This window comes from Streptomyces kryoterrae, from assembly GCF_054072135.1.
Genome location: NZ_CM133358.1, coordinates 8616585 through 8640101, shown reverse-complemented (window position 1 = coordinate 8640101; position 23517 = coordinate 8616585). Strand labels below are relative to the sequence as shown.

The following is a 23517-nucleotide window of genomic DNA, read 5'->3' as shown; positions in this document are numbered from 1 at the left end:
TTTCGCTGTCGCGCGCGACGACCCGGTGTGCCCGTCGGCCCTTCCACGATCAGCGCTTGGACCACGTAACTTCATGTCTTGGTTTGAATCCCTCATCCTCGGACTCGTCCAGGGGCTGACCGAGTTCCTCCCCGTGTCCTCCAGCGCGCATCTGCGCCTGACGGCCGCGTTCTCCGGCTGGGAGGACCCGGGTGCCGCCTTCACGGCGATCACCCAGCTGGGTACGGAAGCGGCGGTGCTGATCTACTTCCGCAAGGATGTCGGGCGGATCCTTTCGGCATGGTTCCGCTCGCTCACCAGCAAGGCGATGCGCGGCGACCACGACGCGCAGATGGGCTGGCTGGTGATCGTCGGCTCGATCCCGATCGGTGTCCTCGGGGTCACGCTCAAGGACCAGATCGAGGGACCGTTCCGGGATCTGCGGATCACCGCGACGATGCTGATCGTGATGGGCATCGTCATCGGCGTCGCCGACCGCCTCGCGGCACGCGACGAGACCGGCGGGAAGCACCGGGCGGCCAAGGAGCGCAAGGGCCTCAAGGACCTGAACGTACGGGACGGTCTGATCTACGGCCTGTGCCAGGCCATGGCACTGGTCCCCGGCGTCTCCCGGTCCGGCGCGACCATCAGCGGCGGCCTGTTCATGGGCTACACCCGTGAGGCGGCGGCCCGTTACTCCTTCCTGCTGGCCATGCCGGCGGTACTCGCCTCGGGCGTGTTCGAGCTCAAGGACGCGTCGGAGGGCGGCCATGTCTCCTGGGGTCCGACGGCCTTCGCGACGGTGATCGCCTTCGCGGTCGGCTACGCCGTGATCGCCTGGTTCATGAAATTCATCTCGACCAAGTCGTTCATGCCGTTCGTCTACTACCGCATCGCGCTCGGCATCGTGATCATCGCCCTGGTGGCGACGGGCGCCCTGAGCCCGCACGCGGCGGAGTCCTCGGGCTGACCACCCGGACCGCACACGGCGGAAGATCATCCGACCGTGACCAACCACATACCGTACGAGTAGCCACCCGGTAGCGCAGTGTCAGTCCTTGCGCCTACGCTGGTGCGCATGTCCCCCGATTCCCTGGCCCCTGGTTCCGTGCGGTCTGCTGCTGCGTTGAACGAGCAGATCCGTGCGCTCTGGCTCCGAGCAGGCGGATCCCTCTCGGCCCAAGAGCGAGAGGAGTACGAGCTGTTGGTGGTGAAGTGGGCCGCGGCGATACGCGGCGAGATCATCGAGGCCGCCTGACCCCGAGGCGGACGTACAGGAAAGCAGGGCACCTGCCCCGCTCCTGGGCACCACTGATGCGTACGCCACCTCCTCCGTCCCCTCCCGCCACGCAGCGTCACCGCCCGCCCGACACCCGCAGCACCGCGCCCGTCGTGTACGAAGCCTCCGCGGACATCAACCAGGCGACGACGGCCCGCGACTTCGCTCGCCGGCCCCGGTCTGCGGAGCGCTCCGCCCGGCCCGGGTCGCCCGTCGTCGCGTACATCCCGGTGTCGATGACGCCCGGCGCCACCGCGTCGACGCGGACACCGTCCGGACCAAGTTCCTTCGCCAGACCCACGGTCAGCGCTTGGACGGCCGCCTATGTCGCCGCGTGGTGCACAGAGTCACCGGGGCTGCCGAGGGCGGCAACCGCCGAGGACACGTTCACGATCACGCCGACGCCCCGAGCCGCCATGGAGTGCGCGGCCAGACGCGAACACAGCAGCGTACCCAGCAGGTTGACATCCACCACACGCCGCAGATCAACGGGGTCCGCGTCGGCGAGCCTGCCCAACGGCCCGGTGACTCCCGCGTTGTTCACCAGCCCCGTGACCGGACCGAGCCGCTCCTCCACCGAGTCGAACAGCCGGTGCACTCCGCCTCGACCGAGGTGTCGACCTGGACGGTCACCCACCGCGGCCCCGATCCCCCGACCACCACCCGTGACCACCGTGACGGACGACCCGCTCATGGGCGTACCTCCGTATCACGTTGGTTGCTCCGCACCCTGGGCCGGCACGTCTTCACGGTCGCAGGTGCGCGAGCACGTCCTCGTCGAGCGGATACGGCCGCTCCGCCGGCAACAACCCAGCCGCACGGACCAGTTCGCCTGCCCGTACGAGCCCGTGAACCTCGGCGGCGAGCGGCGTCACGTCCTCGATCCCGACGATCCACTCGTCGGCGTACCGAGCCGCCGCCTCCCCCGAAAGCCCCAACTGCAAGGACCGGTACGGCAACGGGTTGAGCCGGAGATCACGCTCCGGGTCCCACTGCACCCGCGCCACCGCCCGCCCCAACTGCCGCTTCCAGGACCCCTGGTCCTCGTGCAGCTCGGGAACATAGTGCGACAGACACGCGTTACGCAGCGCCCACAGGAATCCCTCCCGGCTGATCTCGACGGCCAGCACGGTCTCCTGCCCCTCTTTCGCGCCCCATCCGCATCGGTACATCATCCAGGTGAAGGACGGCTTGATCCATGTCATACGATCCCGTTTCCACGCCGCCGGAAACCGGCCCTCGCGTGCCGCCGCGAGCCCGATGTGTGGACCGTAGGCCTGATAGACGGTCACCGTGGACGCCGTGTGAAGGGCGCGTACGCGGAACTTGGGTTCCTGTTCGCGGGGAAGGTCGGGAAAGCCGACCGGCTGATCATTCACGCGACCAGCTTGGAGCCGGACACGCCCATCGGCCACCCAATATCCGTACTTCCCTTGGCTGCGCCCGTCCCGTGCCCAACACTGAGCCGATGACGCAGCGTGTGGAGCTCGCGACCGTGCTGGACCGGCTCTCCCTGGACGGACTCGTCACCGCGTACGCGGTGGCGGTGGACGACGGCGACTGGGAGGCGTACGTGGACCTGTTCGCGCCGGACGGGCGGGCGGACTACCGTTCGGCCGGCGGCATCGAGGGGGACGCCCGACAGGTCGCCGGGTGGCTCAGGCGGAACATGGAACTGTTTCCGATGCGGCAGCATCTGATCGTCAACCGCCGGGTCGGCTTCGGCCTGCTGGAGCAGGACACCGGCGACACCGCCAGCGTTCAGGCGGACTACGTCAATCCCATGCGCCTCGCGGACCGTGACGGCGAAGGCGGGTCCACCGCCCCCGACTTCGTGTGCGGCGGCCGGTACGCCTTCGGGCTGATCCGTACGGGGGACGGCTGGCGGTTGCGCGAGGTGGTCGTACAGGAGAAGTGGCGGCGCATGCCGACGCCGCACCCGAATCCGCGCCCGCAACCGGCCACCGAACCCGAACCCGCCACCGACTGACTCCTTTCCCCGCCCCATGGACCAGTCGCCGTAGGCCGTACGAGGAATCCGTCGGGCCTGGCCGGAGTCCTGCTGGTCCGAGATCGTCCCCACCGCGCACACTGAACCCAGGTGACCCACGTAAGGGGTGACCGACTGGGTAGGTGACCCGGTGATCCTGGGAAACCGACTGGTAGGAGGCGCCGTATGAAACTGCCCGGCCACTGGCTCGTCTCCCCGTGGCGGCGTTCCGTCGTCGCCGCGCTGGCCGGTGCCCTGCCGATGTTCGCCTTCCCGGCGCCGGCCCTGTGGTGGTTCGCGTACGTCGCGCTCGTGCCCTGGATCCTGCTCGTCCGGTCCGCGCCGACCAGCAGACGGGCGGCCTACGACGGCTGGTTCGGTGGCCTCGGATACATGCTGGCCGTACATCACTGGCTGCTGCCGAGCCTGCATGTGTTCACGGTCGTCATCGCGGCTCTGCTGGGCGCGCTCTGGGCACCCTGGGGCCTGCTCGTACGCCGGTTCCTGGCGGGTCGGCCCTCGGCGGGACGGATCGCCGCCGGGCTTGTCGTGCTGCCGTCGGGGTGGCTCATGGCCGAGCTGGTCCGCTCGTGGCAGGGGCTGGGCGGGCCCTGGGGCATGATCGGATCCAGCCAGTGGCAGGTGGCGCCCGCGCTGCGGCTGGCCTCGGTCGGCGGGGTGTGGCTGCTCAGTTTCCTGGTGGTGGCCGTGAACATCGCGGTCGCCGTCCTGGTCGCGGTGCGCGAGTCCCGGGTCCCGGCCGTGGCCGGGCTCGTCGTCACCGCCGCCGTGACCTCCGCGGCCTGGGTGTGGTCACCGCGTCCGGAGGTGGACGGTCAGGTCCGTATCGCCGTCGTGCAACCGGGCATCGTCGACGGGGCGGACGGCCCCGAGAAACGGTTCGCGCTGGAGGAGTCGCTCACCCGTCAGCTGGCCGGCCAGGACGTGGATCTGGTCGTCTGGGGCGAGAGCAGCGTCGGCTACGACCTCGCCGACCGCCCCGACCTGGCGAAAAGGCTCGCGTCACTCTCGCGCACGACCGGCACCGACATCCTCGTCAACGTGGACGCCAGGCGATCGGACCGGCCCGGCATCTACAAGAGTTCGGTGCTCGTAGGACCGGACGGCCCCACCGGTGACCGGTACGACAAGATGCGGCTCGTGCCCTTCGGTGAGTACATTCCGGCGCGTTCGCTGCTGGGCTGGGCCACCTCCGTCGGCAAGGCGGCGGGCGAGGACCGCAAACGCGGCACCGAGCAGGTGGTGATGAACGTCGGGCACGGGCTGCGCGTCGGGCCCATGGTCTGCTTCGAGTCCGCGTTCCCGGACATGAGCCGCCATCTCGCCCAGGACGGCGCCCAGGTACTGATCGCCCAGTCCTCGACCTCGTCGTTCCAGCACAGCTGGGCCCCCGAGCAGCACGCCTCGATCGCGGCCCTGCGCGCCGCCGAGACCGGCCGGCCCATGGTCCACGCCACGCTGACCGGCGTCTCCGCCGTCTACGGCCCGAGCGGCGAGCGCGTGGGCTCCTGGCTCGGCACCGGTGCGAGCACCTCGGCGGTGTACGACGTACCGCTGGCCCGGGGTGTCACGGCGTACGTCCGCTTCGGCGACTGGGCGGTGCACGCGGCCGTGCTCGTCATGGTCGTCCTGGGTGCGGTCGAGGGCCTGGGCCTGCTCAGGCGGCGCCGGTCCGCTCCTCCACCGCTCGTACCACCCGCTCGCACAGTTCGTGAGTCGCCAGTGCGTCCCGGGCGCTGAGCACCTTGCCCGCGCGGACGGCGTCGAGGAAGGCGAGCACGGCCTGTTCGATGCCTCGCTGCCGGGCCACGGGCACCCAGTCGCCGCGCCGCCGTACGGTCGGCTGGCCCTTGTGGTCGATCACCTCGGCGAGGTTGACCACCTGACGCTTGGTGTCCTGCCCGGACACTTCGAGGATCTCCTCGGCGGAGCCGCTGAGCCGGTTCATCACCCCGAGCGCGGTGAAACCGTCCCCGGCGAGCTGGAGCACCACGTGATGCAGGAGTCCGTCCTCCGTGCGGGCGCGCACGGTCACGTCGTCGACCGGGCCCGGCACCAGGAACCGCAGCGTGTCCACGACATGGATGAAGTCGTCGAGGATCATCGCGCGGGGTTCCTCGGGCAGCCCGATGCGGTTCTTCTGCATCAGGATCAGCTCACGCGGGTGGTCGGCGCACTGCGTGTACCCGGGCGCGAAGCGCCGGTTGAACCCGACGGCGAGTGAGACCCCGCGTTCCTCCGCCAGCCTCACCAGCCGCTCCGACTCGGCGAGTTCGTACGCCAGCGGCTTGTCGACGTACGTCGGTACGCCCGCCTCCAGCAGTCCGGCCACGATCTCCGGGTGCACGACGGTGGGCGCGTGCACGAAAGCCGCGTCGAGGCCCTGGGCGATCAGTTCGTCGAGGTCGGCGTGGCGCTGCCCGGCCGGCAGGCGCAGGCCGTCGGCGACCCGGGCGAGCGTCGCGGGCGTCCGTGTGTGCAGATGCAGTTCGACGCCGGGCCGCGCGCCCAGCACCGGCAGATACGCCTTCTGCGCGATGTCACCGAGTCCGATGCAGCCGACCTTCACGGGGTCTCCTTCAGCGGTTGCCTGCCGGGGTCATGCCGGAAGCATAGGGCCGCCCGGGTTTTCGCCAACCGGCCGAGTCCCCGGAAACGCATGGTGGGGACGGTCTCGGTGAGCGACCATGCCTGCATGACGACACAGACGCCGCGCAGTGAACCCGCCCAGAACGCCGACGAACGCACCATGCTGGAGGGCTGGCTGGACTACCACCGGCAGACCCTGGCGTGGAAGTGCGAGGGCCTGACCGACGCCCAGCTCAGAACCGCCTCGGTGGAGCCTTCGGAGCTGTCCCTCATGGGTCTGGTGCGGCACATGGCGGAAGTGGAGCGGGGCTGGTTCCGCAAGGTGCTGGTGGCCGAAGATCCGGGGCCGATCTACTACACCGAGGAGGACCAGGACGGCGAGTTCCATCTGACCGAGGCGGACACCTGGGAGGAGGCGTACGGCACCTGGCAGGCCGAGATCGGGATCGCCCGGCGCCACGCCGCCGGCTTCGGTCTCGACGACCTCTCGAAGGGCAGAAGCAGGCACAGCGACGAGCCGTTCAACCTGCGCTGGATCTATACGCACATGATCGAGGAGTACGCCCGCCACAACGGCCACGCCGACCTGATCCGCGAACGGCTCGACGGAACGACCGGCGACTGACGGAGCAGCGGTGGAGGGCGCGCCTCGGGACGGGGACAGCCGTCAGCCGGGGCCGTCCCGCACCCTCCGTAAGGGGCCGGAGATCACCCGTGTGGGGCATCCTCAGCTTGTCCACGGTTCCAGAACGGGCCGGACACAGCAGAGTTGCGCGGGTGCATCGAACGACGACCACCGCAACGCTTCTGGTCACTGTGGCTGTCACAGCCCTCTCCGGCTGCGTCACGATCCAGCAGCCGACCGCTCCCGGCCCGCCCCCGGCACCGTCCCAGCCGTCGGTGCCCCGCCCGGATGGCCGGGCCGAACCACAGATCGTGCAGGCGCCCGCCCGGGAGGCACTGGAGCTCATTGGCCCCGACCGCAGGCCCGCTCCGGCCCCGCGGACACCGCGGACCGTGGGCGAGCCGCACCGCCCGGCCGGAGCGGCGCCCGCAGCCCCACCGGCCGCCGCTCCGGCACCTCCGCCCCGGCGGAGCAAGCCGAAGAAGCGCCCGCCGAAGCCGGAGCGCCGCCACACCCAGCCCCGTGTCGAACTCCCCGAGGTGTCCCGCCCGGTACGCGAGAACACGGACGTGTGCGCCCTCGGCAGGAAGTACGGCGGCTGGGGCAAGGACAGCCCCCAGACGGTCATCTGCAAGGAGGCGTACGGGGGTTGAGCGCACAGAGGTCGGTCGAGAGGCCGGTCTCAAGATCAGTCGGTCTGCGTCGGGCCGACGGACAGGCACCTTCCGGAGCCCGCCCGAGCCCTCCAGGACCCCCTAGGGCCGCTGTCTCGGCGGCCCCCAGGAATCCCCTTCCGGTTCCCCGGCGGAGTCCTCCTCCCCCAGCCGCAGCTCCAGTCGCCCGATGGCCGCCCTGACCCCGTCGCCGTAACTGTCGTCGCCCAGGGCCTCGGCCGCGCCGCGGGCGCGACGGATGTGGGTGCGGGCGGCGTCGGGGCGGTCCAGCTTGACGTAGTCGGCGGCGAGGTTCAGGTGCAGCGACGGATAGAGGGCGCGCACCGCGAGCGCCCCCTCGTGCCGGACGACCTCCGCGACCCGCTCGTCCGACAGCTCCTGCGCCGCCGACAACGCCCGGAGATCCCACGCCAGTTCGTCCGAGGGGTCGTCCTGTGTGTCGGCCATGTAGTGCGCCAGCGTGCAGCGGTGCAACGGGTCGCCGGCTGCGCCGATCTCCGCCCACAGCCCCAGGAAGCGCCCCCGTGCCTCCTCGCGGTCACCGCCGTGATGCAACATGACGGCCTGTCCGATCCGGGTCATCATGGCATCCGGTGCCACCTGTTCCTGCCGCTCCGTCACCGCGCCCTCCACCCTCGTCCGCTGTGCCCGCTGTCCTTCCCGACGCTAGCCGCAGGCACTGACAATCCCGGTCAGGCGAGCCGTCAGGGCACCGGACCGGCCCCGGGACGGACGCGGACCGGCCCGGCGACGCGGCTCGCCGTTCCCGGGTCGGCCAGGTCGGGAATCAGCGCGGGCCGAGGCTCAGCCGAGGTCGGGAATCGTCCAGTCGACCGGCGCGTGCCCCTGGCCGGCCACCGCCTCGTTGATCTGGGTGAACGGGCGCGAGCCGAAGAACTTCTTCGCCGACAACGGGGACGGGTGTGCCCCCTTCACCACCACGTGCCGCTCCTCGTCGATCAGCGGGAGCTTCTTCTGCGCGTAGTTGCCCCACAGGACGAAGACCGCCGGGTCGGGACGGTCGGCCACGGACCGGATCACCGCGTCCGTGAACCTCTCCCAGCCCTTGCCCTTGTGCGAGTTGGCCTCGCCGGAGCGGACCGTGAGCACCGCGTTGAGCAGCAGCACTCCCTGCTCGGCCCACGGCATCAGATAGCCGTTGTCGGGGACGGGCGTGCCCAGCTCCTCCTTCATCTCCTTGTAGATGTTGCGGAGCGAGGGCGGGGTCTTCACGCCGGGGCGGACGGAGAAGCACAGGCCGTGGCCCTGCCCCTCGCCGTGGTAGGGGTCCTGACCGAGGATCAGGACCTTCACCCTGTCGTACGGCGTCGCGTCGAGCGCGGCGAACACCTCTTCGCGCGGAGGATAGACAGGACCCTTCGCCCGCTCCTCCTCGACGAACTCGGTCAGCTCCTTGAAGTAGGGCTGCTGCAGCTCGTCACCCAGGACGCCGCGCCAGGACTCGGGCAGCATGGCGATGTCGGTCACGTGAACTTCCTCCGATGTGCGGTGTGTTCCACTCACCGAAGAACCTACCGGCGCCCACTGACAACGGGTCAGCGAGAACGGGTCGGCGACAACCGTTCCCGACGCCGGCCGTGCGCCGGCCACGAGTACCGGCCACGAGCTCCGCTACCAGCTGGTCTTCCAGTACAGCTCCCACATCACCATCATGGTCGCCGGGTCGATGGACACCTCGGCACCGCCGATGTCCTCGTTCGCCGCCACATGCTGCTTGCCCTGCCACAGCGGCAGCAGCCGGGCGTCGTCCAGAAGGATCTGCTGAGCCTCCTCGAACTGCTCGCCGACGGCCCCGCGGTCGCTCTCCCGGCGTGACTCGGGCAGCAGCTGACCGGTGATCTGGGGCGACGTGTACGGCGTGCCGAGCGCGTTCTGTTCACCCACGAAGGGGGCGATGAAGTTGTCGGCGTCGGGGAAGTCGGGGAACCAGCCGCGCCCGAACACCGGGTACTCGCCCTTCTGGTAGCCGTCCACGTACGTCTTCCAGGGGCGGCTCTTGAGCGTCACGGTGAACAGACCGGAGGACTCCAGCTGCCGCTTCAGTTCCTCGAAGGCCGGCTTGGTCTGGGAGCCGTAGCGGTCGCTCGTGTACCAGAGGGTGAGCGGGACGCGCTCGGTGATGCCGTCCTCGAGGAGGATCTGCCTGGCCTTGGAAGAGCTGGGGTTCCCGAAGTCGTCGAAGAAGCCCGTGGTGTGTCCGACCAGACCCTTGGGGATCATGGAGTACAGCGGCTCGACGGTGTCCTTGTAGACGTTGTGGGCGAGCGCCGGACGGTCGACGATCTGGGCGATCGCCCTGCGGACCGAGAGCTTGCTGGACCACGGGTCCTTGGGGTTGAACACCAGGTAACTGATCTCGGTGGTGGCGTTCTCGATGAGCTGGAGGCCCTCCTCCTTCTCGTTGTCCTCGATGTCGACGACGTCGGCGGCGCTGAGACCCCGGTAGACGACGTCGATGGACTTGTCCCGGAGGGCGTCGGCCACCGCGGAAGAACTCCGGAAGTAGCGGATGGTGACGGCGTCGTTCTGGAGGTCCGCGATGCCCTTGTAGCGGTCGTTCTTGACGAGTACGGCCCTGTCGCCCTCCTTGTAGGACTCCAGGGTGTACGGACCGGAGCCGCTGACCTTGCCGTCCTTACGGAGCGACTTCGCGGGGTACTCCTCGGGGTCCACGATCGACATGGCGGGGGTGGAGAGCACGAAGGGGAAGGTCGCGTCGGCCTGGTTCAGGTGGAAGACGATCCCGCGGTCGCCCTTCACCTCGATCCGGTCGAGGCTGGTCAGCAGACCGGCGGGGCCACCGTTGACGTTGATCTTCTTGATCCGGTCGATGGAGTACTTGACGGCCTGCGCGTCCAGTTCGTGTCCGTCCGAGAACTTCAGGCCCTCGCGCAGCTCGCAGCTGTACACCGTGCTCGAACTGTCGGTGAACTCGCAGCTCTTGGCGGCGTCGGGCTTGGGCTCGGACCCGCCGGTCTCGAAGTTGAGCAGGGTCTGGTGGACGTTGCGGAAGAGCTCCCACGAGTTGTCCCAGGAGGCCGCCGGATCCAGTGTGCTGGGTTCACTGGTCGTCCCCACCACGATCGGCTTCCCCTCGTTGGAGGAGTCGGAGGAGAAGACTCCGCATCCGGCGACCATGGATATGGACGCGGCTGTCGCCAGCTGCCGCAGGCCCCGGTTCCGGTTGAACACGTGCACGCTCCTCGATCTGCCATACCAAGCCAACGGTCGGCAGACCATACCGCAGGGCCCCACCGGGCGGTCCAGCTTCCAGGACAGCCCGTTGATCAGCACGTATCGGGCAGCACTGTCGTCGGACTGTGTGACCTCGGACGTCGACACAGGAGCTATTTCTGTCAGCCGGGCACGCATAGGTCTGCGACGGTCGACATGGAGACTTTCCGCCACGCATCTTCCGGTAGAAGTCGGAGTGGACATCACATTCTCCGGCATACGGAGACTCCGGACAGGCGTCCGGGAACGCAGCGAGGCGGGGCGGGCGCTCCCTCATCGGGTAACGCCCGCCCCGCCTCGTACGCAGGGGGTCCGTACGTCAGCTGTTGCCGGCCTTGAGGAAGATGCCGCCGTCGACCACGAGCGTCTGGCCGGTGATCCAGTCGGCCTGGGCCGAGGTCAGGAACGCGGCGGCGCCTCCGATGTCGGAGGGTACGCCGAGCCGGCCGAGCGGGTAGGCGGCGGCCGCCTCCTCTTCCCGGCCCTCGTACAGCGCCTGCGCGAACTTCGTCTTCACGACGGCCGGCGCGATCGAGTTGACCCGCACCCCGGGCGCGTACTCGTGCGCCAGTTGCAGGGTCAGGTTGTCCAGCGCGGCCTTGCTGACGCCGTACGCGCCGATGAACGGCGAGGCCGACAGGCCGGCGACGGACGTGATGTTGACGATCGCGCCGCCGTTCTCCTTCTGCCAGGCGTGCCAGGTCTTCTGCGCGAAGCCGAGCGCCGAGACGACGTTGGTCTCGAAGACCTTGCGCGCCACGTTGAGGTCGAGGTCGGCGATCGGCCCGAACACCGGGTTCGTACCGGCGTTGTTGACCAGGAAGTCGACGCGCCCGAACGCCTCCAGGGTGCGCTCGACGGCGACGGCCTGGTGGGCCTCGTCGTGGGCCTTGCCGGCCACGCCGATGACCCGGTCGGCACCGAGTGTCTCGACGGCCTCCTTGAGCGCGTCCTCGTTGCGTCCGGTGATGCACACCCGGTCACCGCGCGCGAGCAGCGCCTCGGCGATGCCGTAGCCGATGCCCCGGCTGGCACCCGTGATGAGGGCGACCTTGCCCGAGAGTTCCACTGTCGTCATGTTCCTGTTCCCCGGTCCTAGTCGAGCGGTCCGCCGGCGACGTACAGCACCTGGCCGGAGACGAATCCGGCGGCCTCGCCCGTGAAGAAGGCGATCGCGTTGGAGATGTCGTCCGGGTTGCCCACGCGCTGCACGGGGATCTGGGTCGCCGCGGCGGCCTTGAAGTCCTCGAAGCCCATGCCGACGCGCTCCGCGGTGGCGGCGGTCATGTCGGTGGCGATGAACCCGGGGGCGACGGCGTTCGCGGTGACGCCGAACTTGCCGAGTTCGAGGGCGAGGGTCTTGGTGAAGCCCTGGAGGCCGGCCTTGGCGGACGAGTAGTTGACCTGACCCCGGTTGCCCTGGGCGGAGGACGAGGACAGGTTGACGATCCGGCCGAACTTGGCGTCCACCATGTACTTCTGACAGGCCCTCGACATCAGGAAGGCGCCACGCAGATGCACGTTCATGACCGTGTCCCAGTCGGAGACGCTCATCTTGAAGAGCAGGTTGTCGCGCAGGACGCCCGCGTTGTTGACGAGGATCGTGGGTCCGCCCAGTTCCTCGGCGATGCGCGTGACCGCGGCCGAGACCTGGGCCTCGTCGGAGACGTCGCAGCCGACGGCGATCGCCTTGCCACCGGCGGCGGTGATCTTCTCGACGGTGTCCTTGCAGGCGGCCTCGTCGAGGTCGATCACCGCGACGGCGCGGCCCTCCGCCGCCAGTCGTACGGCGGTGGCGGCGCCGATGCCGCGCGCACCGCCGGTGACCACGGCGACCCGCTGCTCAGTGGTGGACATTGCTGGTTCTCCTCGCCCTTGAAAAGCCCTGCGGCCCACGGTACGCCCTCAGGTGAGCGACCGCTTAGTACCTTCAGCACACGTGACGCTAGAAGTCCTGGCACCCGGTGTCAACGGCAGGCGGCGCCGGTGTGAGCCATTACCTGACCAGCAGCGCGAGCAACCGCTCGGCCTCGGCCCCCGGATCAGCGGTGAGGCCCGTGTGCACAGGCCCCGGCTGGACCACCGTCGAGCGTGGCGCGATCAGCCAGCGGAAGCGCCGTCCGGCATCGTCCAGCGCCGCCTGACCTGCGACTTTCCCGCCCGCGCAGACCCCCTCGACGGCACGCAGCGCGGCCCGCACGCCGGCCACGTCGGCCTCGGGGTCCAGCGCCCGCAGCTTGCCCTCGTCCAGATGCGTACGCGCCGCGACGAAGGACTTGGCGCGGCAGTACACCAGCACACCGGCGTTGAAGCACTCGCCGCGCTCGATCCGCGGTACGACCCGCAGCAGCGCGTACTCGAAGACGTCCCGCTCGCTCACTTCTCCCCCTCGACGCCCTGGATGCCCTCAGCGCCCTTGATCCGCTCGTGGATGACGGCGGCGCGCGCCAGGAGCGGCTCCGCGTAGGCCCGCCGGAGCGCGTCCGGCGAGTCGAAGCCGGGTTCGTCCGCGAGCCACGCGTCGGGGATCGCGGCGGTCACCTCGGCGAGCAGTTCCTCGGTGACCAGCGGCGCCAGTTCGGCGGCGGCCGAGGCGATGTCCGGGCCGAACGGCGCGAGCGCGTGCTCGGAGACGTCGTACGGCTTGGCGGCGGAGGTCCGGGCGCCGGGCCAGTTGTGGTGCCAGATCATCGTGGCGCCGTGGTCGATGAGCCACAGGTCGCCGTGCCACATCAGCAGGTTGGGGTTGCGCCAGGAGCGGTCGACGTTGTTGACGAGCGCGTCGAACCACACCACCCGCCCGGCCTCCTCGGCGCTCACCTCGAAGGCGAGGGGGTCGAAGCCGATCGCCCCCGACAGGAAATCCATGCCGAGGTTGGTGCCACCGCTCGACCTCAGCAGCCCCTGCACCTCCTGGTCGGGTTCGCCGAGGCCCAGTACCGGGTCGAGGGCGATCGTCACCAGTCCCGGTACCCGCAGCCCCAGCCGCCCGGCCAGTTCGCCGCAGACGACCTCGGCGACGAGCGTCTTGCGGCCCTGTCCCGCGCCGCTGAACTTCATGACGTACGTGCCGAGATCGTCGGCCTCGACGAGTCCGGGCAGCGAACCGCCCTCACGCAGGGGCGTGATGTAGCGGGTCGCGATGACTTCCTTGAGCATCGGCCCAGGTTACTGGGGCGTTCGCGGCCGGATGCCCGTACCGCCTGAACGGCGCGCGTGCAGGGTTCGTATCTTCGTACGGATCAGGAAACGCCTGCGGAAGGAAACGCCAGCATGAGCAGCGCCTCGCTTCAGCCCGTATCGGGACCGGCTCGTCGTACGGTCATGGCGGCGGCCGGCGCGGCGGGGCTCGCCGTCGCGCTGACCGCCTGCGGGTCGGACGACGACTCGTCGGACACCGCCACCGAACAGGGCGCCGCCGCCGGCACCGCCCTCGCGAAGACCTCCGACATACCGGAGGGCGGCGGCAAGATCTTCAAGGACCAGGGTGTAGTGGTCACGCAGCCGACGGCGGGCACCTACAAGGCGTTCTCGTCGAAGTGCACGCACGCGGGCTGTGCGGTGACGGGCATCACCAACGGTGTCATCACCTGTCCCTGCCACAACAGCGAGTTCTCGGTCGCGGACGGCAGCGTGAAGAAGGGCCCGGCGACCGAGGCGCTGGCCGCCGAGTCGATCAAGGTGTCCGGGGACTCCATCACGCTCGCCTGACCCTCACTCCCGCCCGGCACGGCGTGGCCGCTTGAGACAGGCCAGCACCTCGTCGGTGGTCGCGACCGTGGCGACCAGCGCGAGGGTGTTGCGGATCATCGCGGGGGTGTAGTCGGAGGGCACCCCCGCGATGGCGTCCTTGGGCACGACGACGGTGTATCCACGGTTCACGGCGTCGAACACGGCGTTGGGGATCGCGACGTTGGCCGAGACCCCGGTCACGATCAGCGTGCGGCAACCCAGGTTGCGCAGCAGGGCGTCGACGTCGGTGCCCTGGATCGGCGACAGGCCGTGCAGCCGCCGTACGACGAAGTCCTCGTCGGCGACCTCGATCGGCGGTGCGACGCGTACCGCGGTGGTGCCCGGGAGCTGCTGGACGGGGAGCCGTTCGGCGGCCCGGAACAGACGGGCGTTGTGGTTCGCGCCCCGGCCGTCCGGGCGGCGTTCGGCGATCGCGTGGACGACCTGCACACCGGTCTCGTGGGCGGCGACGACCAACCGGGCTACCTGGCCGAGCGCTCCCGACGACCGCGCCTCCCTGGCGAGTTCGGGCAGGGCACTGTCCGGTCCGACGACGCCCTGCTGGCACTCGACGGTGAGCAGGACCGTGGTCGCGGGGTCGAGGAGTTCGCTGAGCTGTTCGTACGACGGCATGGCGCTCCCTGGTCGCGGACCGTACGGGTGGGCGGGCGAGACTAACGTCCGTCGCGTGCGGGCGGAAGGCAGCCCATATTCTTTTCTGACGTAAGAGAACAAAGGGGGAACGCATGACCGCCACTCAGCGCCGAGGCCGGAAGATCATGATGACGCCGGTCGAGCTGGACGAGTTCCTGGCGACCCAGCGCACCTGCCGGGTCGCCACCGTGTCGGCCGGGGGCGCTCCGCATGTGAGCACGCTGTGGTTCGCCTGGGACGGCACCTCGATGTGGCTGTACTCGGTGGTCCGCAGCAAGCGCTGGACCGACCTGCGCCGCGACCCGCGGGTGGCGATCGTCGTCGACACGGGCGAGGAGTACGACGAACTGCGCGGCGTCGAGTTGTCCGGCGCCGTCGAGTTCGTCGGCGAGTCACCGCGCACCGGAGAACTGCGCGCCGAACTGGACGTCCCGGAAACCCTCTTCGCCCGCAAGAACTTCCACCTGGACGAGATGCCGCACGACGGCAGACACGCCTGGATACGCCTCACCCCAGAAAAAACGGTCTCCTGGGACTTCAGCAAGCTGCCACCCCAATAGCGGGTCGTCTCCGGCCCCGGCCCGCGACCCCAGCCCGTCCGGCGTTGAGGACGAGCGCGTTCAGCGCGAAGGGGGGTCTGGGGGCGCAGCCCCCAGGGATGGGACGGGTAGGGGCGGCGGGGGCGAAAGACCTACGACACGCACCCCCACACCCGCCGAACCCGCGGAGCGCCCCTCACCCCACCCCCCGCCCCACCACCCTCAACGCCTCCACAGCCGCCCGGATCGACGGCCGACGGTCGGCATCCGCCCGCCAGACCACGTACACATGCCGCCGCACACGCTGCCGCAGCGGAACGGTGACGACCCCGGCAGGTACCGGATCACGGCCCAGCAGCGGCGCGATACACACACCGAGCCCCGCCGCCACCAGTGCCAACTGCGTGTGCGTCTCCGCCGCACGATGCCCGATGCACGGCTCGACGCCCCTGGACCGCAGCGTGAACATCAGCCACTCGTGGCAGAACTCGCCCTCGGCCCACGTGATCCACTCGTCCTCGGCGAACTCCCCGAGGTCCACCTCGCTCCGGCCGGCGAGCGGATGAGCGACCGGCATCGCCACGTCCGCCGGGTCGTCGAGGATCGCCGCCTTGACCAGACCGTCGGGCAGCGGCATCGGCTTGTTGTACCAGTCGAGCACGACCGCCAGGTCGAGGTCCCCGCGCACCACCCCGGCGACCCCCGCCTCCGGTTCCAGCTCGCACGAGCGCAGCCGCAACCCGGGATGCGCCGCGCGCAGGGCCGCGAGCGCGGCCGGGAACAGTCCGCGTGCGGCGGTCGGGAACGCCGAGAGCCGCAGTTCGCCCACCACCTGCCCGCGCTGTGCCTCCAGGTCGGACTGGGCCAGCTCGACCTGGGACAGGATGCGCGCGGCGTGGTCCGCGAGCAGCTGTCCGGCGTCGGTGAGCCGCACACCCCGCCCGTTCTTGGCGAGGAGCCGCTGCCCCACTTCCCGCTCCAGTTTGGACATCTGCTGCGAGACGGCCGACGTCGTCACATGCAGCCCCTCCGCCGCCCCGCTGACCGAGCCGTGCCGGGCGAGGGCGTCTAGGGTGCGCAGGCGCTCCAGGTTCAACATGTAAGCGATCCTACGAGATAAGACGAACACTTGCTCGCTTGTGCTACGAGATCGACTCGGGGATCGTGGCACCCATGAGCCGCCTCACCGCCCGGAAGCCCACAACACCGGCACCCCCGCCCACCGCTGCCTCCACGCCCGCAGCCACACCTGCATCTGCATCCGCCCAGGTCAGTCGCCGCCCCACCCTCGACTGGCGTATCCGTTTCGGCGTGCTGTCCCTGATCTGGGGCTTCAGCTTCCTGCTGATCAAGGTCGGTACGCAGGGGTTCGAGCCGTTCCAGGTCACCTTCGGCCGACTGCTCTTCGGCACTGCGGTCCTGGCGGCGGCGCTGATGGTGAAGCGGGAGCGGCTGCCGCGCGGCGCGCGCACGTGGGGGCATCTCGCCGTGGCCGCGTTCCTGCTGAACGCGCTGCCGTTCTCGCTGTTCGCGTACGCGGAGCTGACGATCCCGTCCACACTCGCCGGCATCTGCAACGCGACCTCGCCACTGTGGGGCATGGCCCTGTCCCTGGTCGCACTCTCGGAGGACCGTCCGACGCGGGTACGGGTGGCCGGTCTCGGCCTGGGCTTCACAGGTGTGCTGACCGTCCTTGGCGCCTGGCAGGGCTTCCACGGCCTGGACGCGACGGGCATGGCACTGGCACTGCTGGCCTCGCTCAGTTACCCGATCGGCTGGATCTACGTCCGCCGTACGCTGGCGGGCTCCAGCCACTCCCATCTGTCCCTCAGTGGCGCCCAGTTGCTGCTGGCTACCCTGCAACTGGCCGTGGTCACGCCGCTGTTCACCGGAATACCCGACGGCCTCCCCGTCGGACCACTGCTCGCGATCGTCGCGCTCGGCGCACTGGGCACAGGCCTCGCGATGCTGCTGCAGTACGGCCTGGTCGCCGAGACGGGTCCGACGACCGGCCAGATGGTCACCTACTTCATCCCGGTCATCGCCACGGTCGCGGGCGTCACCCTGCTCGGCGAGAGCCTGACCTGGTCGACCCCGGTGGGCGCGGTGGTGGTACTGGCCGGGGCGGCACTCACCCAGGCCGGTCCTCGCCGGCGCCGGGCCGAGCCTCGGACATAGACCCCTGCCAAGCGCCCCGCGGGACTCACGTGCGTCGCCTGCGAATCCATCGCGACTGGTCCCGCCCTCGCGGCGGCGCCACGGCGCGACACAGCCCCACAGCCCCAAACTCCTTCGGGGCGCCTTCGCAGGACCCCGCTTCAGACATGCGTGCGCGCCGACTCCGATCTCAGCGCCGAGGCGATCGCGTCCGCCAACGGACCCGTCTCCTCCCGGGTCAGCGTCGCGACGGTCACCCGGATACCGGACGGAGCGTTCATCCGGAAGCGCGCACCGGGGGCGACGGCCCAGCCGGCGTGCAGCAGCCGGGCGACCGCGCCCGTCTCGTCCGGGACGGGGATCCACACGTTCAGCCCGCTGCGCCCGTGGGCCGTGACCCCGCGCTGCGCGAGCGCGTCGATCAGCGCGCCCCGGCGCTCCCCGTAAGCCGAGGCCACCGCGCGCGCGTCCAGTGCGCCATCGGCCCACAGCCGCACGACGGCCCGTTGCAGCAGCCGGCTGACCCAGCCCGGCCCGAGTCGCTGCCGCCCCAGGACCCGGTCGACGGTGACGGCGTCGCCGGTGAGGACGGCGAGGCGCAGATCGGGGCCGTACGCCTTGGCGACCGAGCGCACGAACGCCCAGTGCCGGGTGACCCCGGCCAGCGGATGGAGGGGCTGGTCGACGATCCGGTAGCCGTGGTCGTCCTCGATGAGCAGGGTCTCCGGGTACTCCCGGAGCACGGAACGCAGGGCACGCGCACGCGTGGCGCTCACCACGGCCCCGGTCGGGTTCTGCGCCCGGTCCGTGACGATCAGCGCCCGTGCCCCGGCCGCCAGCGTCTGCCGTACGTCCTCGGCGAGCGGCCCCTCGTCGTCGACGCCCACCGGGACCATGCGCAGCCCGAGCGCCGGCACGAGGTCCAGCAGCCCACCCCACCCTGGGTCCTCGACGGCGACGGTGTCCCCGGGCTTGAGGTGTACGGCGAGGACGCGCTCGATGCCGTCCAGCGCACTGGAGGTGACGGCGAGGGGCCCGTCCGGCACACCGTCGGTGTCGAGGTCCGCGCGGGCGATGCGGGCCAACTCCGGTTCCACGGTGGCGTCTCCGTAGAGCACCGGAGCCCGGTCACCCTGCTCCCCCGCCGCCGCGAAAGCCGCCGCCAGTGACGGCAGCAGCGCCGGATCAGGATTCCCTCGCGCCACGTCCCGCACACCGGGCGGCACCTCCACCCGGATGTACTCGCGCCCGGTGGTGGCCGGCTTGGAGCGCACCCGGCTGCCGCGCCGCCCATGGGTCTCGATGACCCCCCGTTCGCGCAGGGTGCGATAGGCGGCGGCGACGGTATTGGGATTCACCCCGAGTCGCTCCGCCAACTCCCGCATGGGCGGCAGCAGTTGCCCGGGTTCCAGCTCCCCGGCGCCCACCGCGCGTTCGACACTCGCGGAAATCTCTGCTGCGCCCCGGCCTTTGATCGGATATTCTCCTAGCACAACACGGATTATGCACTAGTGCAATATGGATCGCAAGGAGACCGCGATGTCGGGGACCACGCAGGACGCACAGGACACGCAGGACACCGCACAGGAAGCAGCGCAGGCAGCACCACAGCAGGACCACCAGTCACCCCCGCCGCCCAGCACCGACGCCTACGCCCCGACCGACCGCACGGTCCCCACCCGCTCCGCCGACCGGGCTTCGTACGACAAGGAGTCGGTGCACGCGATTCTCGACGAGGGATATGTGTGCCACCTCGGGTTCGTCCGTGACGGCGCGCCGGTCGTGCTGCCGACGCTGTACGCGCGGCTCGGCGAGCGGCTCTACGTGCACGGGTCGACGGGCTCGCGCCCGCTGCGGATGACCGGCCGGCCCGACCCCGGCCTGCCGGTCTGTCTGACGGTCACCCACGTGGACGCGCTGATCCTGGCCCGGTCCGCCTTCCACCACTCGATCAACTACCGCTCGGTGGTGGTCCACGGCATCGCCCACCAGGTGACGGACCCGGACGAGAAACGGCTGGCCCTGGACGTCCTGGTCGACAACGTGGTGGCCGGCCGCTCGGCCGACTCACGGCCCGCCAACGCCAAGGAACTCGCGGCCACCGCCGTGATCCGCATCGACCTCGACGAGGTCTCCGCGAAGATGCGCACGGGCGGGGTGAACGACGAGCCCGAGGACCTCGCGCTCCCCCACTGGGCCGGCGTGGTCCCGTTGCGCAAGGGCTACGAAACCCCGGTCGCGGACGCGGAGTTGGCGCCCGGCACCCAGCTCCCCGACTACCTCGGGGCCCGCTGATCCCGATGCTGATCCACCCCTGGGACGCACCGCGCGACGACGCGGAATGGCAACGGTGGCTGGCCGCCCACGACTTCGGCCAGCTCGCCGTCAACGGCCTGCCGGGCGAGGCGCCGTACGTCCAGCCGCTGCACTTCGCGTACGACGTCGAACGCACCGAGGCGGTGACCCATCTGGCCCGCCCCAACCCGCTCTGGCCCGCGCTGGAGAGGAACCCGGTCGTCCTGCTCAGCGTGGTCGACGACTACACGTTCATCCCCGGACCGTGGCAGGCCGCACCGGACGGCCCGTCCGAGCACGGCACGCCGACGAGCCTCTACGCGGCGGTCCAACTCCGCTGCACCGCCCACGTCGTGGACGATCCCGCGGAGAAGGCCGCCCTGCTCAACCGCCAGCTGACCCACTTCCAGCCGGAAGGCGGCTCCGCCCGAGTGGCGGCGGGCGAGGCGCCGTTCGGGCGGATGCTCGCCGGTATCCGTGGCATCAGGCTCGAAGTGACGCACGTACGGGCCAAGTTCAAGTACGCCGAGAAGAAACCGGCAGAGGTCCAGGCCCGTATCGCGGCCGGGCTGGCGGCTCGGGGCGGGCCACGGGACGCGGGGGCAGCGGCGGTTCAGCGGCGCAGGCGGGGGCTGTAGCCGGCGCGAACATCACTGTCCGTCGACGCTCTTGTCCTCGCTCCTCATATCGCCCTTCTTGTCGACCCCTGGCGCATCCGTATGCCGGTGCAGTTCGCCGGTGTTCAAGTGCCCTGCGGACAGCGGGGCATTGAGGCTGCCCAACAACCCCAGCAGCTCCGCGTTCCGGCTGCCGGGCTCAGCGTGGAAGACGACGAGGGTGAGGCCGTCCGAGCCGCCGACGTCGAGCTTGTCGCAGTACAGGTCGAGGTCGCCCACCTGGGGGTGGGTCATCCTGCTGACACGTGCGCGCATGGGGAGGACGTCGTGGCGACCCCAGAGCAACCGGAAGCGTTCACTGCGCAGGGACAGTTCCCCGACCAGCTCGACCAGACGCGGATCGTCGACGTCGGCACCGGCTCGCGCGCGCAGGCTCGCGACCACCCCCGCGGTCAGGTCCTCCCAGTCCCGGTGCCGTTCGCGCTCGCCGGGGTCGAGAAAGATGGCCCGGAGCAGGTTCACGCCAAGGACATGATGGGGGGCCAGCGCGCTGTACAGCGCGTTCACCGCGACTACGTCGGCGTACCTGTTCTGCACATACGCGGGGTTCGTGGTCCAGCCGTCGATGAGCTGCCGGATGCTCACCGGCACCGGTGCGGGCTTCGCCGCCCGCTTGCGCCGCGCGGGCCGCCGCCCCGTCCCCGTCAGGCCAAGCAGGTGACGGGTCGCGTCGATGTCCAGACGCAGTACCCGGGCGAGCGCTTCGAGTACCTGGACGGACGGGTTGCGGTCCCGTCCCTGCTCGAGCCGCAGGTAGTAGTCGGAGCTGATCCCCGCGAGCGTCGCGACCTCCTCGCGGCGCAGCCCCGGCACCCTTCGCAGACCGCCGCCGCTGAGCCCGACGTCCTCGGGCCGGACCTGTTCCCGGCGAGCCCGCAGGAACTCTCCGAGCACGTTGTTGGCGTCCATGCCCACCACCGTAGATCGGGAGGCTCTGGATGTGGGTGTCCCTGTCGCTCCCAGGAACAGCGGGGTACTGCCACCCGCGTACCGATCGCGGCAGAGTCGCCCCGGACGACGAACGACAGCCGACAACAGCAACGACGACACAGCGGTACGCGACGAAAGGCATCACCATGGCCGACACCGTCTCCGGCGGAACCCTCACCCCGGCCGAGGGCCTGACCCTGACCCGCATGGGTTACGGCGCCATGCAACTGGCGGGACCCCACGTGTTCGGGCCGCCCAAGGACCCCGACGAGGCCGTGGCGGTGCTGCGAGAGGCCGTCGACCGGGGCATCACCCACATCGACACCAGCGACTTCTACGGGCCCGCGGTCGTCAACGAACTCATCAGGAAAGCCCTGTCCCCCTACCCCGCCGATCTCCGCATCGTCACCAAGGTGGGCGCCCGCCGCGGCACCGACGCCAGCTGGCTGCCCGCGCTGGACCCCGAGAGCCTCAGGTCGGCTGTCCACGACAACCTCCGAAACCTCGGCGTGGACGAGCTCGACGTGGTGAACCTGCGCGTCGGCGCGGACCTGACCAGCGGATCGGCGCCGCTCGGCGAGGAGTTCGGGGTATTGGCCGAACTCCAGAAAGAAGGCCTGATCCGGCATCTCGGGCTCAGCTCGGTGACGGCCGACCAGCTGACCGAGGCGCAGGCCATCGCCCCGGTCGTCACCGTGCAGAACCTCTACAACCTGGCCAACCGCGGGGACGACGCGCTGGTCGAGCGGTGCGCGGCGGAGAACATCGCCTTCGCCCCCTTCTTCCCGCTGGGCGGCTTCACCCCGCTGCAGTCACAGACCCTCACCGACGTCGCCGCCCGTCTCGACGCCTCACCCCAGCAGGTCGCCCTGGCCTGGCTGCTCCAGCGCTCACCGAACATCGTCCTCATCCCCGGCACCTCCTCACGCGCCCACCTGCGCGAGAACATCGCCGCCGCGGACCTGACGCTGCCGGCGGACGCCATCGCGGAACTCGACACGATCGGCGACGCGACGGACACCTCTCGGGGCAACTGAGTCTCAGCCGAACGCCTCTCCGGCCTCAGCCCGCCGCTCCGCGCCGGCGTCCGCACCGGCAGCCCGTGTCTCGGCCACCGCGAGCCCCGCCACCGCGCCCAGCATCAGCAGGGTGCCCGCGACGGTCGCCGCCGTCAGCCGCTCACCGAGCAGGGTGACGGCGAGGGCCGCCGCGCTCACCGGCTCCAGAAGCATGATCACGGACACGGTCGCCGAGCGGACGACGGCCGCCCCGGCGAAGTACAGCCCGTACGCCAGGGCGGTCGGTACGGCGGCGACGTACACCAGAAGCCCGACGAACCGCAGGCCGTCGCCCGTGTGTGGGAGGAGCCCCTCGGCGAGTCCGAAGGGCAGCAGGCAGAGCGTCGTGACACCGAAGGCCCTGACGGACGTACCGAACGCGTCCGTTGTGCCGTCCCGCCCCCACCAGCGGGTGAGGAGGGTCATCACGGCGTACCCGGCCGCGGACACCATCGACCACGCGACACCCGACGGCCGCACCTGTGCGCCACCACTGCCCAGCACCAGCACCGTGAGCCCGGCGAGCGCCCCCGCGACGGCGACGATCCCGCCCGTCCCCAGCCGTTCACCCATGGCCAGCCGGGCGCCCAGCGCGATGAGGACGGGCCCGGCGCCCAGCGTGACGACGGTGGCGACCGCCAGGCCGGTGGCCTGGACGGACGCGAAGTACGCGGTCTGGAACACGGCGAGCGAGCAGCCGGTGACCACGGCGCGCAGAACCTTTCGCCGCCCCGGTTCGGCCCTGACGGCCGTACGGCGGCGCAGTGACCGGGCGAGGAGCAACAGCACGAAGCCGCCCGCGCAGCGCCAGAAGGAGAGGGCGACGGGGCCCATGTCGCTCACCCGGTAGACGAGGGAGGCGGCAGCGCCCGCGGTACCCCAGGCGGCACCGGCCACGGTCAGGAAGAGCAGGCCCCGCCCGATGGGCAGGCCGGAAACGGTATTCGACACGAGAGTCTCTCCGCAGCCGCGCGGGGAGAGGCCGAAAGCCCGCCCACCGCACGGAAGTCGACGAAAGGACCCGGGCCCTCAGGGCTCCACGTGGTCCTCGGACGTCGTCTGC

26 protein-coding genes and 1 pseudogene are annotated in these 23517 nt (G+C 70.4%); 12 read left to right on the top strand and 15 right to left on the bottom strand.

Annotated features, from left to right (window positions below):
• Positions 1-73 precede the first annotated feature (73 nt).
• The gene (locus ACW4TU_RS38435; RefSeq protein WP_457421033.1) at positions 74-949 is read left to right on the top strand and encodes an undecaprenyl-diphosphate phosphatase; all 876 of its coding nucleotides are present in this window, start codon (positions 74-76) and stop codon (positions 947-949) included.
• 108 nt (positions 950-1057) lie between these two features.
• A complete protein-coding gene (locus ACW4TU_RS38430; protein ID WP_189150656.1) occupies positions 1058-1237 on the top strand; it encodes a hypothetical protein in 180 nt (59 codons plus the stop codon).
• Positions 1238-1334: 97 nt separating this feature from the next.
• On the opposite strand, the pseudogene ACW4TU_RS38425 reads toward ACW4TU_RS38430, so the two are convergent.
• Both ACW4TU_RS38425 and ACW4TU_RS38420 read right to left on the bottom strand, forming a co-directional pair.
• Positions 1335-1915 (bottom strand): annotated as a pseudogene (locus ACW4TU_RS38425) (SDR family oxidoreductase); the annotation flags it as partial.
• Positions 1916-2004: 89 nt separating this feature from the next.
• Positions 2005-2637 (bottom strand): DUF4291 domain-containing protein, encoded by a 633-nt coding sequence (locus ACW4TU_RS38420; protein WP_457421031.1) that lies wholly within the window; start codon positions 2635-2637, stop codon positions 2005-2007.
• 89 nt (positions 2638-2726) lie between these two features.
• Here ACW4TU_RS38420 and ACW4TU_RS38415 point away from each other — a divergent pair, with 89 nt between their 5' ends.
• Both ACW4TU_RS38415 and lnt read left to right on the top strand, forming a co-directional pair.
• Positions 2727-3248 carry a nuclear transport factor 2 family protein gene (locus tag ACW4TU_RS38415; RefSeq protein WP_457421029.1) on the top strand — a complete coding sequence of 174 codons (522 nt, stop codon included), beginning with the start codon at positions 2727-2729 and terminating at the stop codon, positions 3246-3248.
• Between the two features lie 186 nt (positions 3249-3434).
• Positions 3435-5009, top strand: coding sequence for an apolipoprotein N-acyltransferase (gene lnt / locus ACW4TU_RS38410; RefSeq protein ID WP_457421027.1), 1575 nt, complete (start codon positions 3435-3437; stop codon positions 5007-5009).
• Here lnt and ACW4TU_RS38405 read toward each other — a convergent pair.
• Positions 4927-5838 carry a Gfo/Idh/MocA family protein gene (locus tag ACW4TU_RS38405; protein ID WP_457421025.1) on the bottom strand — a complete coding sequence of 304 codons (912 nt, stop codon included), beginning with the start codon at positions 5836-5838 and terminating at the stop codon, positions 4927-4929. The two genes, lnt and ACW4TU_RS38405, sit on opposite strands and share 83 nt — an antisense overlap.
• Positions 5839-5964: 126 nt before the next feature.
• Here ACW4TU_RS38405 and ACW4TU_RS38400 point away from each other — a divergent pair, with 126 nt between their 5' ends.
• Both ACW4TU_RS38400 and ACW4TU_RS38395 read left to right on the top strand, forming a co-directional pair.
• A complete protein-coding gene (locus ACW4TU_RS38400; RefSeq protein WP_457421023.1) occupies positions 5965-6483 on the top strand; it encodes a DinB family protein in 519 nt (172 codons plus the stop codon).
• A 191-nt stretch (positions 6484-6674) separates the two neighbouring features.
• Positions 6675-7136: a hypothetical protein gene (locus ACW4TU_RS38395; protein ID WP_457421021.1), complete on the top strand. Its 462-nt coding sequence runs from the start codon at positions 6675-6677 to the stop codon at positions 7134-7136.
• Between the two features lie 102 nt (positions 7137-7238).
• Here the strand turns inward: ACW4TU_RS38395 and ACW4TU_RS38390 are convergent, their stop codons facing one another.
• The 7 genes from ACW4TU_RS38390 to ACW4TU_RS38360 form a co-directional block, all read right to left on the bottom strand.
• Positions 7239-7778, bottom strand: coding sequence for a hypothetical protein (locus ACW4TU_RS38390; RefSeq protein WP_457421019.1), 540 nt, complete (start codon positions 7776-7778; stop codon positions 7239-7241).
• Positions 7779-7961: 183 nt separating this feature from the next.
• Complete coding sequence (ung, locus tag ACW4TU_RS38385) at positions 7962-8645, bottom strand: uracil-DNA glycosylase (protein ID WP_457421017.1); 684 nt, start codon at positions 8643-8645, stop codon at positions 7962-7964.
• A gap of 144 nt (positions 8646-8789) precedes the next feature.
• Positions 8790-10370 (bottom strand): ABC transporter substrate-binding protein, encoded by a 1581-nt coding sequence (locus ACW4TU_RS38380; RefSeq protein WP_457421015.1) that lies wholly within the window; start codon positions 10368-10370, stop codon positions 8790-8792.
• A gap of 361 nt (positions 10371-10731) precedes the next feature.
• The gene (locus ACW4TU_RS38375; RefSeq protein ID WP_164319896.1) at positions 10732-11490 is read right to left on the bottom strand and encodes an SDR family oxidoreductase; all 759 of its coding nucleotides are present in this window, start codon (positions 11488-11490) and stop codon (positions 10732-10734) included.
• Between the two features lie 17 nt (positions 11491-11507).
• Positions 11508-12269 carry a 3-oxoacyl-ACP reductase FabG gene (gene fabG, locus ACW4TU_RS38370; protein ID WP_457421013.1) on the bottom strand — a complete coding sequence of 254 codons (762 nt, stop codon included), beginning with the start codon at positions 12267-12269 and terminating at the stop codon, positions 11508-11510.
• A 139-nt stretch (positions 12270-12408) separates the two neighbouring features.
• Positions 12409-12792: a DUF3037 domain-containing protein gene (locus ACW4TU_RS38365; RefSeq protein ID WP_457421011.1), complete on the bottom strand. Its 384-nt coding sequence runs from the start codon at positions 12790-12792 to the stop codon at positions 12409-12411.
• Positions 12789-13571 (bottom strand): HipA family kinase, encoded by a 783-nt coding sequence (locus tag ACW4TU_RS38360; protein WP_457421009.1) that lies wholly within the window; start codon positions 13569-13571, stop codon positions 12789-12791. The genes ACW4TU_RS38365 and ACW4TU_RS38360 overlap by 4 nt, the downstream gene beginning before the upstream one ends.
• 114 nt (positions 13572-13685) lie before the next feature.
• Here ACW4TU_RS38360 and ACW4TU_RS38355 point away from each other — a divergent pair, with 114 nt between their 5' ends.
• Positions 13686-14123 carry a Rieske (2Fe-2S) protein gene (locus tag ACW4TU_RS38355; RefSeq protein ID WP_457421007.1) on the top strand — a complete coding sequence of 146 codons (438 nt, stop codon included), beginning with the start codon at positions 13686-13688 and terminating at the stop codon, positions 14121-14123.
• A gap of 3 nt (positions 14124-14126) precedes the next feature.
• Here the strand turns inward: ACW4TU_RS38355 and ACW4TU_RS38350 are convergent, their stop codons facing one another.
• Positions 14127-14777 carry a cysteine hydrolase family protein gene (locus tag ACW4TU_RS38350; protein WP_457421005.1) on the bottom strand — a complete coding sequence of 217 codons (651 nt, stop codon included), beginning with the start codon at positions 14775-14777 and terminating at the stop codon, positions 14127-14129.
• 113 nt (positions 14778-14890) lie between these two features.
• Here ACW4TU_RS38350 and ACW4TU_RS38345 point away from each other — a divergent pair, with 113 nt between their 5' ends.
• The gene (locus tag ACW4TU_RS38345; RefSeq protein ID WP_457421003.1) at positions 14891-15358 is read left to right on the top strand and encodes a pyridoxamine 5'-phosphate oxidase family protein; all 468 of its coding nucleotides are present in this window, start codon (positions 14891-14893) and stop codon (positions 15356-15358) included.
• A 175-nt stretch (positions 15359-15533) separates the two neighbouring features.
• Here the strand turns inward: ACW4TU_RS38345 and ACW4TU_RS38340 are convergent, their stop codons facing one another.
• The gene (locus tag ACW4TU_RS38340) at positions 15534-16436 is read right to left on the bottom strand and encodes a LysR family transcriptional regulator (protein WP_457421001.1); all 903 of its coding nucleotides are present in this window, start codon (positions 16434-16436) and stop codon (positions 15534-15536) included.
• Between the two features lie 38 nt (positions 16437-16474).
• Here ACW4TU_RS38340 and ACW4TU_RS38335 point away from each other — a divergent pair, with 38 nt between their 5' ends.
• Positions 16475-17515: a DMT family transporter gene (locus ACW4TU_RS38335; RefSeq protein WP_457420999.1), complete on the top strand. Its 1041-nt coding sequence runs from the start codon at positions 16475-16477 to the stop codon at positions 17513-17515.
• Positions 17516-17655: 140 nt separating this feature from the next.
• On the opposite strand, the gene ACW4TU_RS38330 is transcribed toward ACW4TU_RS38335, so the two are convergent.
• On the bottom strand, positions 17656-18987 hold the full coding sequence (locus tag ACW4TU_RS38330; RefSeq protein ID WP_457420997.1) for an aminotransferase class I/II-fold pyridoxal phosphate-dependent enzyme: 1332 nt from the start codon (positions 18985-18987) through the stop codon (positions 17656-17658).
• 46 nt (positions 18988-19033) lie between these two features.
• Here ACW4TU_RS38330 and ACW4TU_RS38325 point away from each other — a divergent pair, with 46 nt between their 5' ends.
• Both ACW4TU_RS38325 and ACW4TU_RS38320 read left to right on the top strand, forming a co-directional pair.
• Positions 19034-19789: a pyridoxamine 5'-phosphate oxidase family protein gene (locus tag ACW4TU_RS38325; protein ID WP_457420995.1), complete on the top strand. Its 756-nt coding sequence runs from the start codon at positions 19034-19036 to the stop codon at positions 19787-19789.
• Positions 19790-19794: 5 nt separating this feature from the next.
• Positions 19795-20427 (top strand): FMN-binding negative transcriptional regulator, encoded by a 633-nt coding sequence (locus tag ACW4TU_RS38320; RefSeq protein ID WP_457420993.1) that lies wholly within the window; start codon positions 19795-19797, stop codon positions 20425-20427.
• Between the two features lie 12 nt (positions 20428-20439).
• Here ACW4TU_RS38320 and ACW4TU_RS38315 read toward each other — a convergent pair whose 3' ends face one another.
• A complete protein-coding gene (locus ACW4TU_RS38315; RefSeq protein ID WP_457420991.1) occupies positions 20440-21375 on the bottom strand; it encodes a helix-turn-helix domain-containing protein in 936 nt (311 codons plus the stop codon).
• Positions 21376-21542: 167 nt separating this feature from the next.
• Between ACW4TU_RS38315 and ACW4TU_RS38310 the strand changes: the two genes are divergently transcribed.
• Positions 21543-22433: an oxidoreductase gene (locus tag ACW4TU_RS38310; protein ID WP_457420989.1), complete on the top strand. Its 891-nt coding sequence runs from the start codon at positions 21543-21545 to the stop codon at positions 22431-22433.
• Between the two features lie 3 nt (positions 22434-22436).
• On the opposite strand, the gene ACW4TU_RS38305 is transcribed toward ACW4TU_RS38310, so the two are convergent.
• Positions 22437-23405 (bottom strand): DMT family transporter, encoded by a 969-nt coding sequence (locus tag ACW4TU_RS38305; protein WP_457420987.1) that lies wholly within the window; start codon positions 23403-23405, stop codon positions 22437-22439.
• Positions 23406-23517: the final 112 nt, after the last annotated feature.

Bases quoted from the DNA above. Each gene is read 5' to 3' on its own strand.
- fabG (WP_457421013.1), bottom strand. From the start codon at position 12,269: ATGTCCACCACTGAGCAGCGGGTCGCCGTGGTCACCGGCGGTGCGCGC.
- ACW4TU_RS38400 (WP_457421023.1), top strand. From the start codon at position 5,965: ATGACGACACAGACGCCGCGCAGTGAACCCGCCCAGAACGCCGACGAA.
- ACW4TU_RS38320 (WP_457420993.1), top strand. From the start codon at position 19,795: ATGCTGATCCACCCCTGGGACGCACCGCGCGACGACGCGGAATGGCAA.
- ACW4TU_RS38430 (WP_189150656.1), top strand. From the start codon at position 1,058: ATGTCCCCCGATTCCCTGGCCCCTGGTTCCGTGCGGTCTGCTGCTGCG.
- ACW4TU_RS38325 (WP_457420995.1), top strand. From the start codon at position 19,034: ATGTCGGGGACCACGCAGGACGCACAGGACACGCAGGACACCGCACAG.
- ACW4TU_RS38375 (WP_164319896.1), bottom strand. From the start codon at position 11,490: ATGACGACAGTGGAACTCTCGGGCAAGGTCGCCCTCATCACGGGTGCC.
- ACW4TU_RS38350 (WP_457421005.1), bottom strand. From the start codon at position 14,777: ATGCCGTCGTACGAACAGCTCAGCGAACTCCTCGACCCCGCGACCACG.
- ACW4TU_RS38310 (WP_457420989.1), top strand. From the start codon at position 21,543: ATGGCCGACACCGTCTCCGGCGGAACCCTCACCCCGGCCGAGGGCCTG.
- ACW4TU_RS38415 (WP_457421029.1), top strand. From the start codon at position 2,727: ATGACGCAGCGTGTGGAGCTCGCGACCGTGCTGGACCGGCTCTCCCTG.
- ACW4TU_RS38435 (WP_457421033.1), top strand. From the start codon at position 74: ATGTCTTGGTTTGAATCCCTCATCCTCGGACTCGTCCAGGGGCTGACC.
- ACW4TU_RS38340 (WP_457421001.1), bottom strand. From the start codon at position 16,436: ATGTTGAACCTGGAGCGCCTGCGCACCCTAGACGCCCTCGCCCGGCAC.
- lnt (WP_457421027.1), top strand. From the start codon at position 3,435: ATGAAACTGCCCGGCCACTGGCTCGTCTCCCCGTGGCGGCGTTCCGTC.
- ACW4TU_RS38355 (WP_457421007.1), top strand. From the start codon at position 13,686: ATGAGCAGCGCCTCGCTTCAGCCCGTATCGGGACCGGCTCGTCGTACG.
- ACW4TU_RS38315 (WP_457420991.1), bottom strand. From the start codon at position 21,375: ATGGACGCCAACAACGTGCTCGGAGAGTTCCTGCGGGCTCGCCGGGAA.
- ACW4TU_RS38345 (WP_457421003.1), top strand. From the start codon at position 14,891: ATGACCGCCACTCAGCGCCGAGGCCGGAAGATCATGATGACGCCGGTC.
- ACW4TU_RS38360 (WP_457421009.1), bottom strand. From the start codon at position 13,571: ATGCTCAAGGAAGTCATCGCGACCCGCTACATCACGCCCCTGCGTGAG.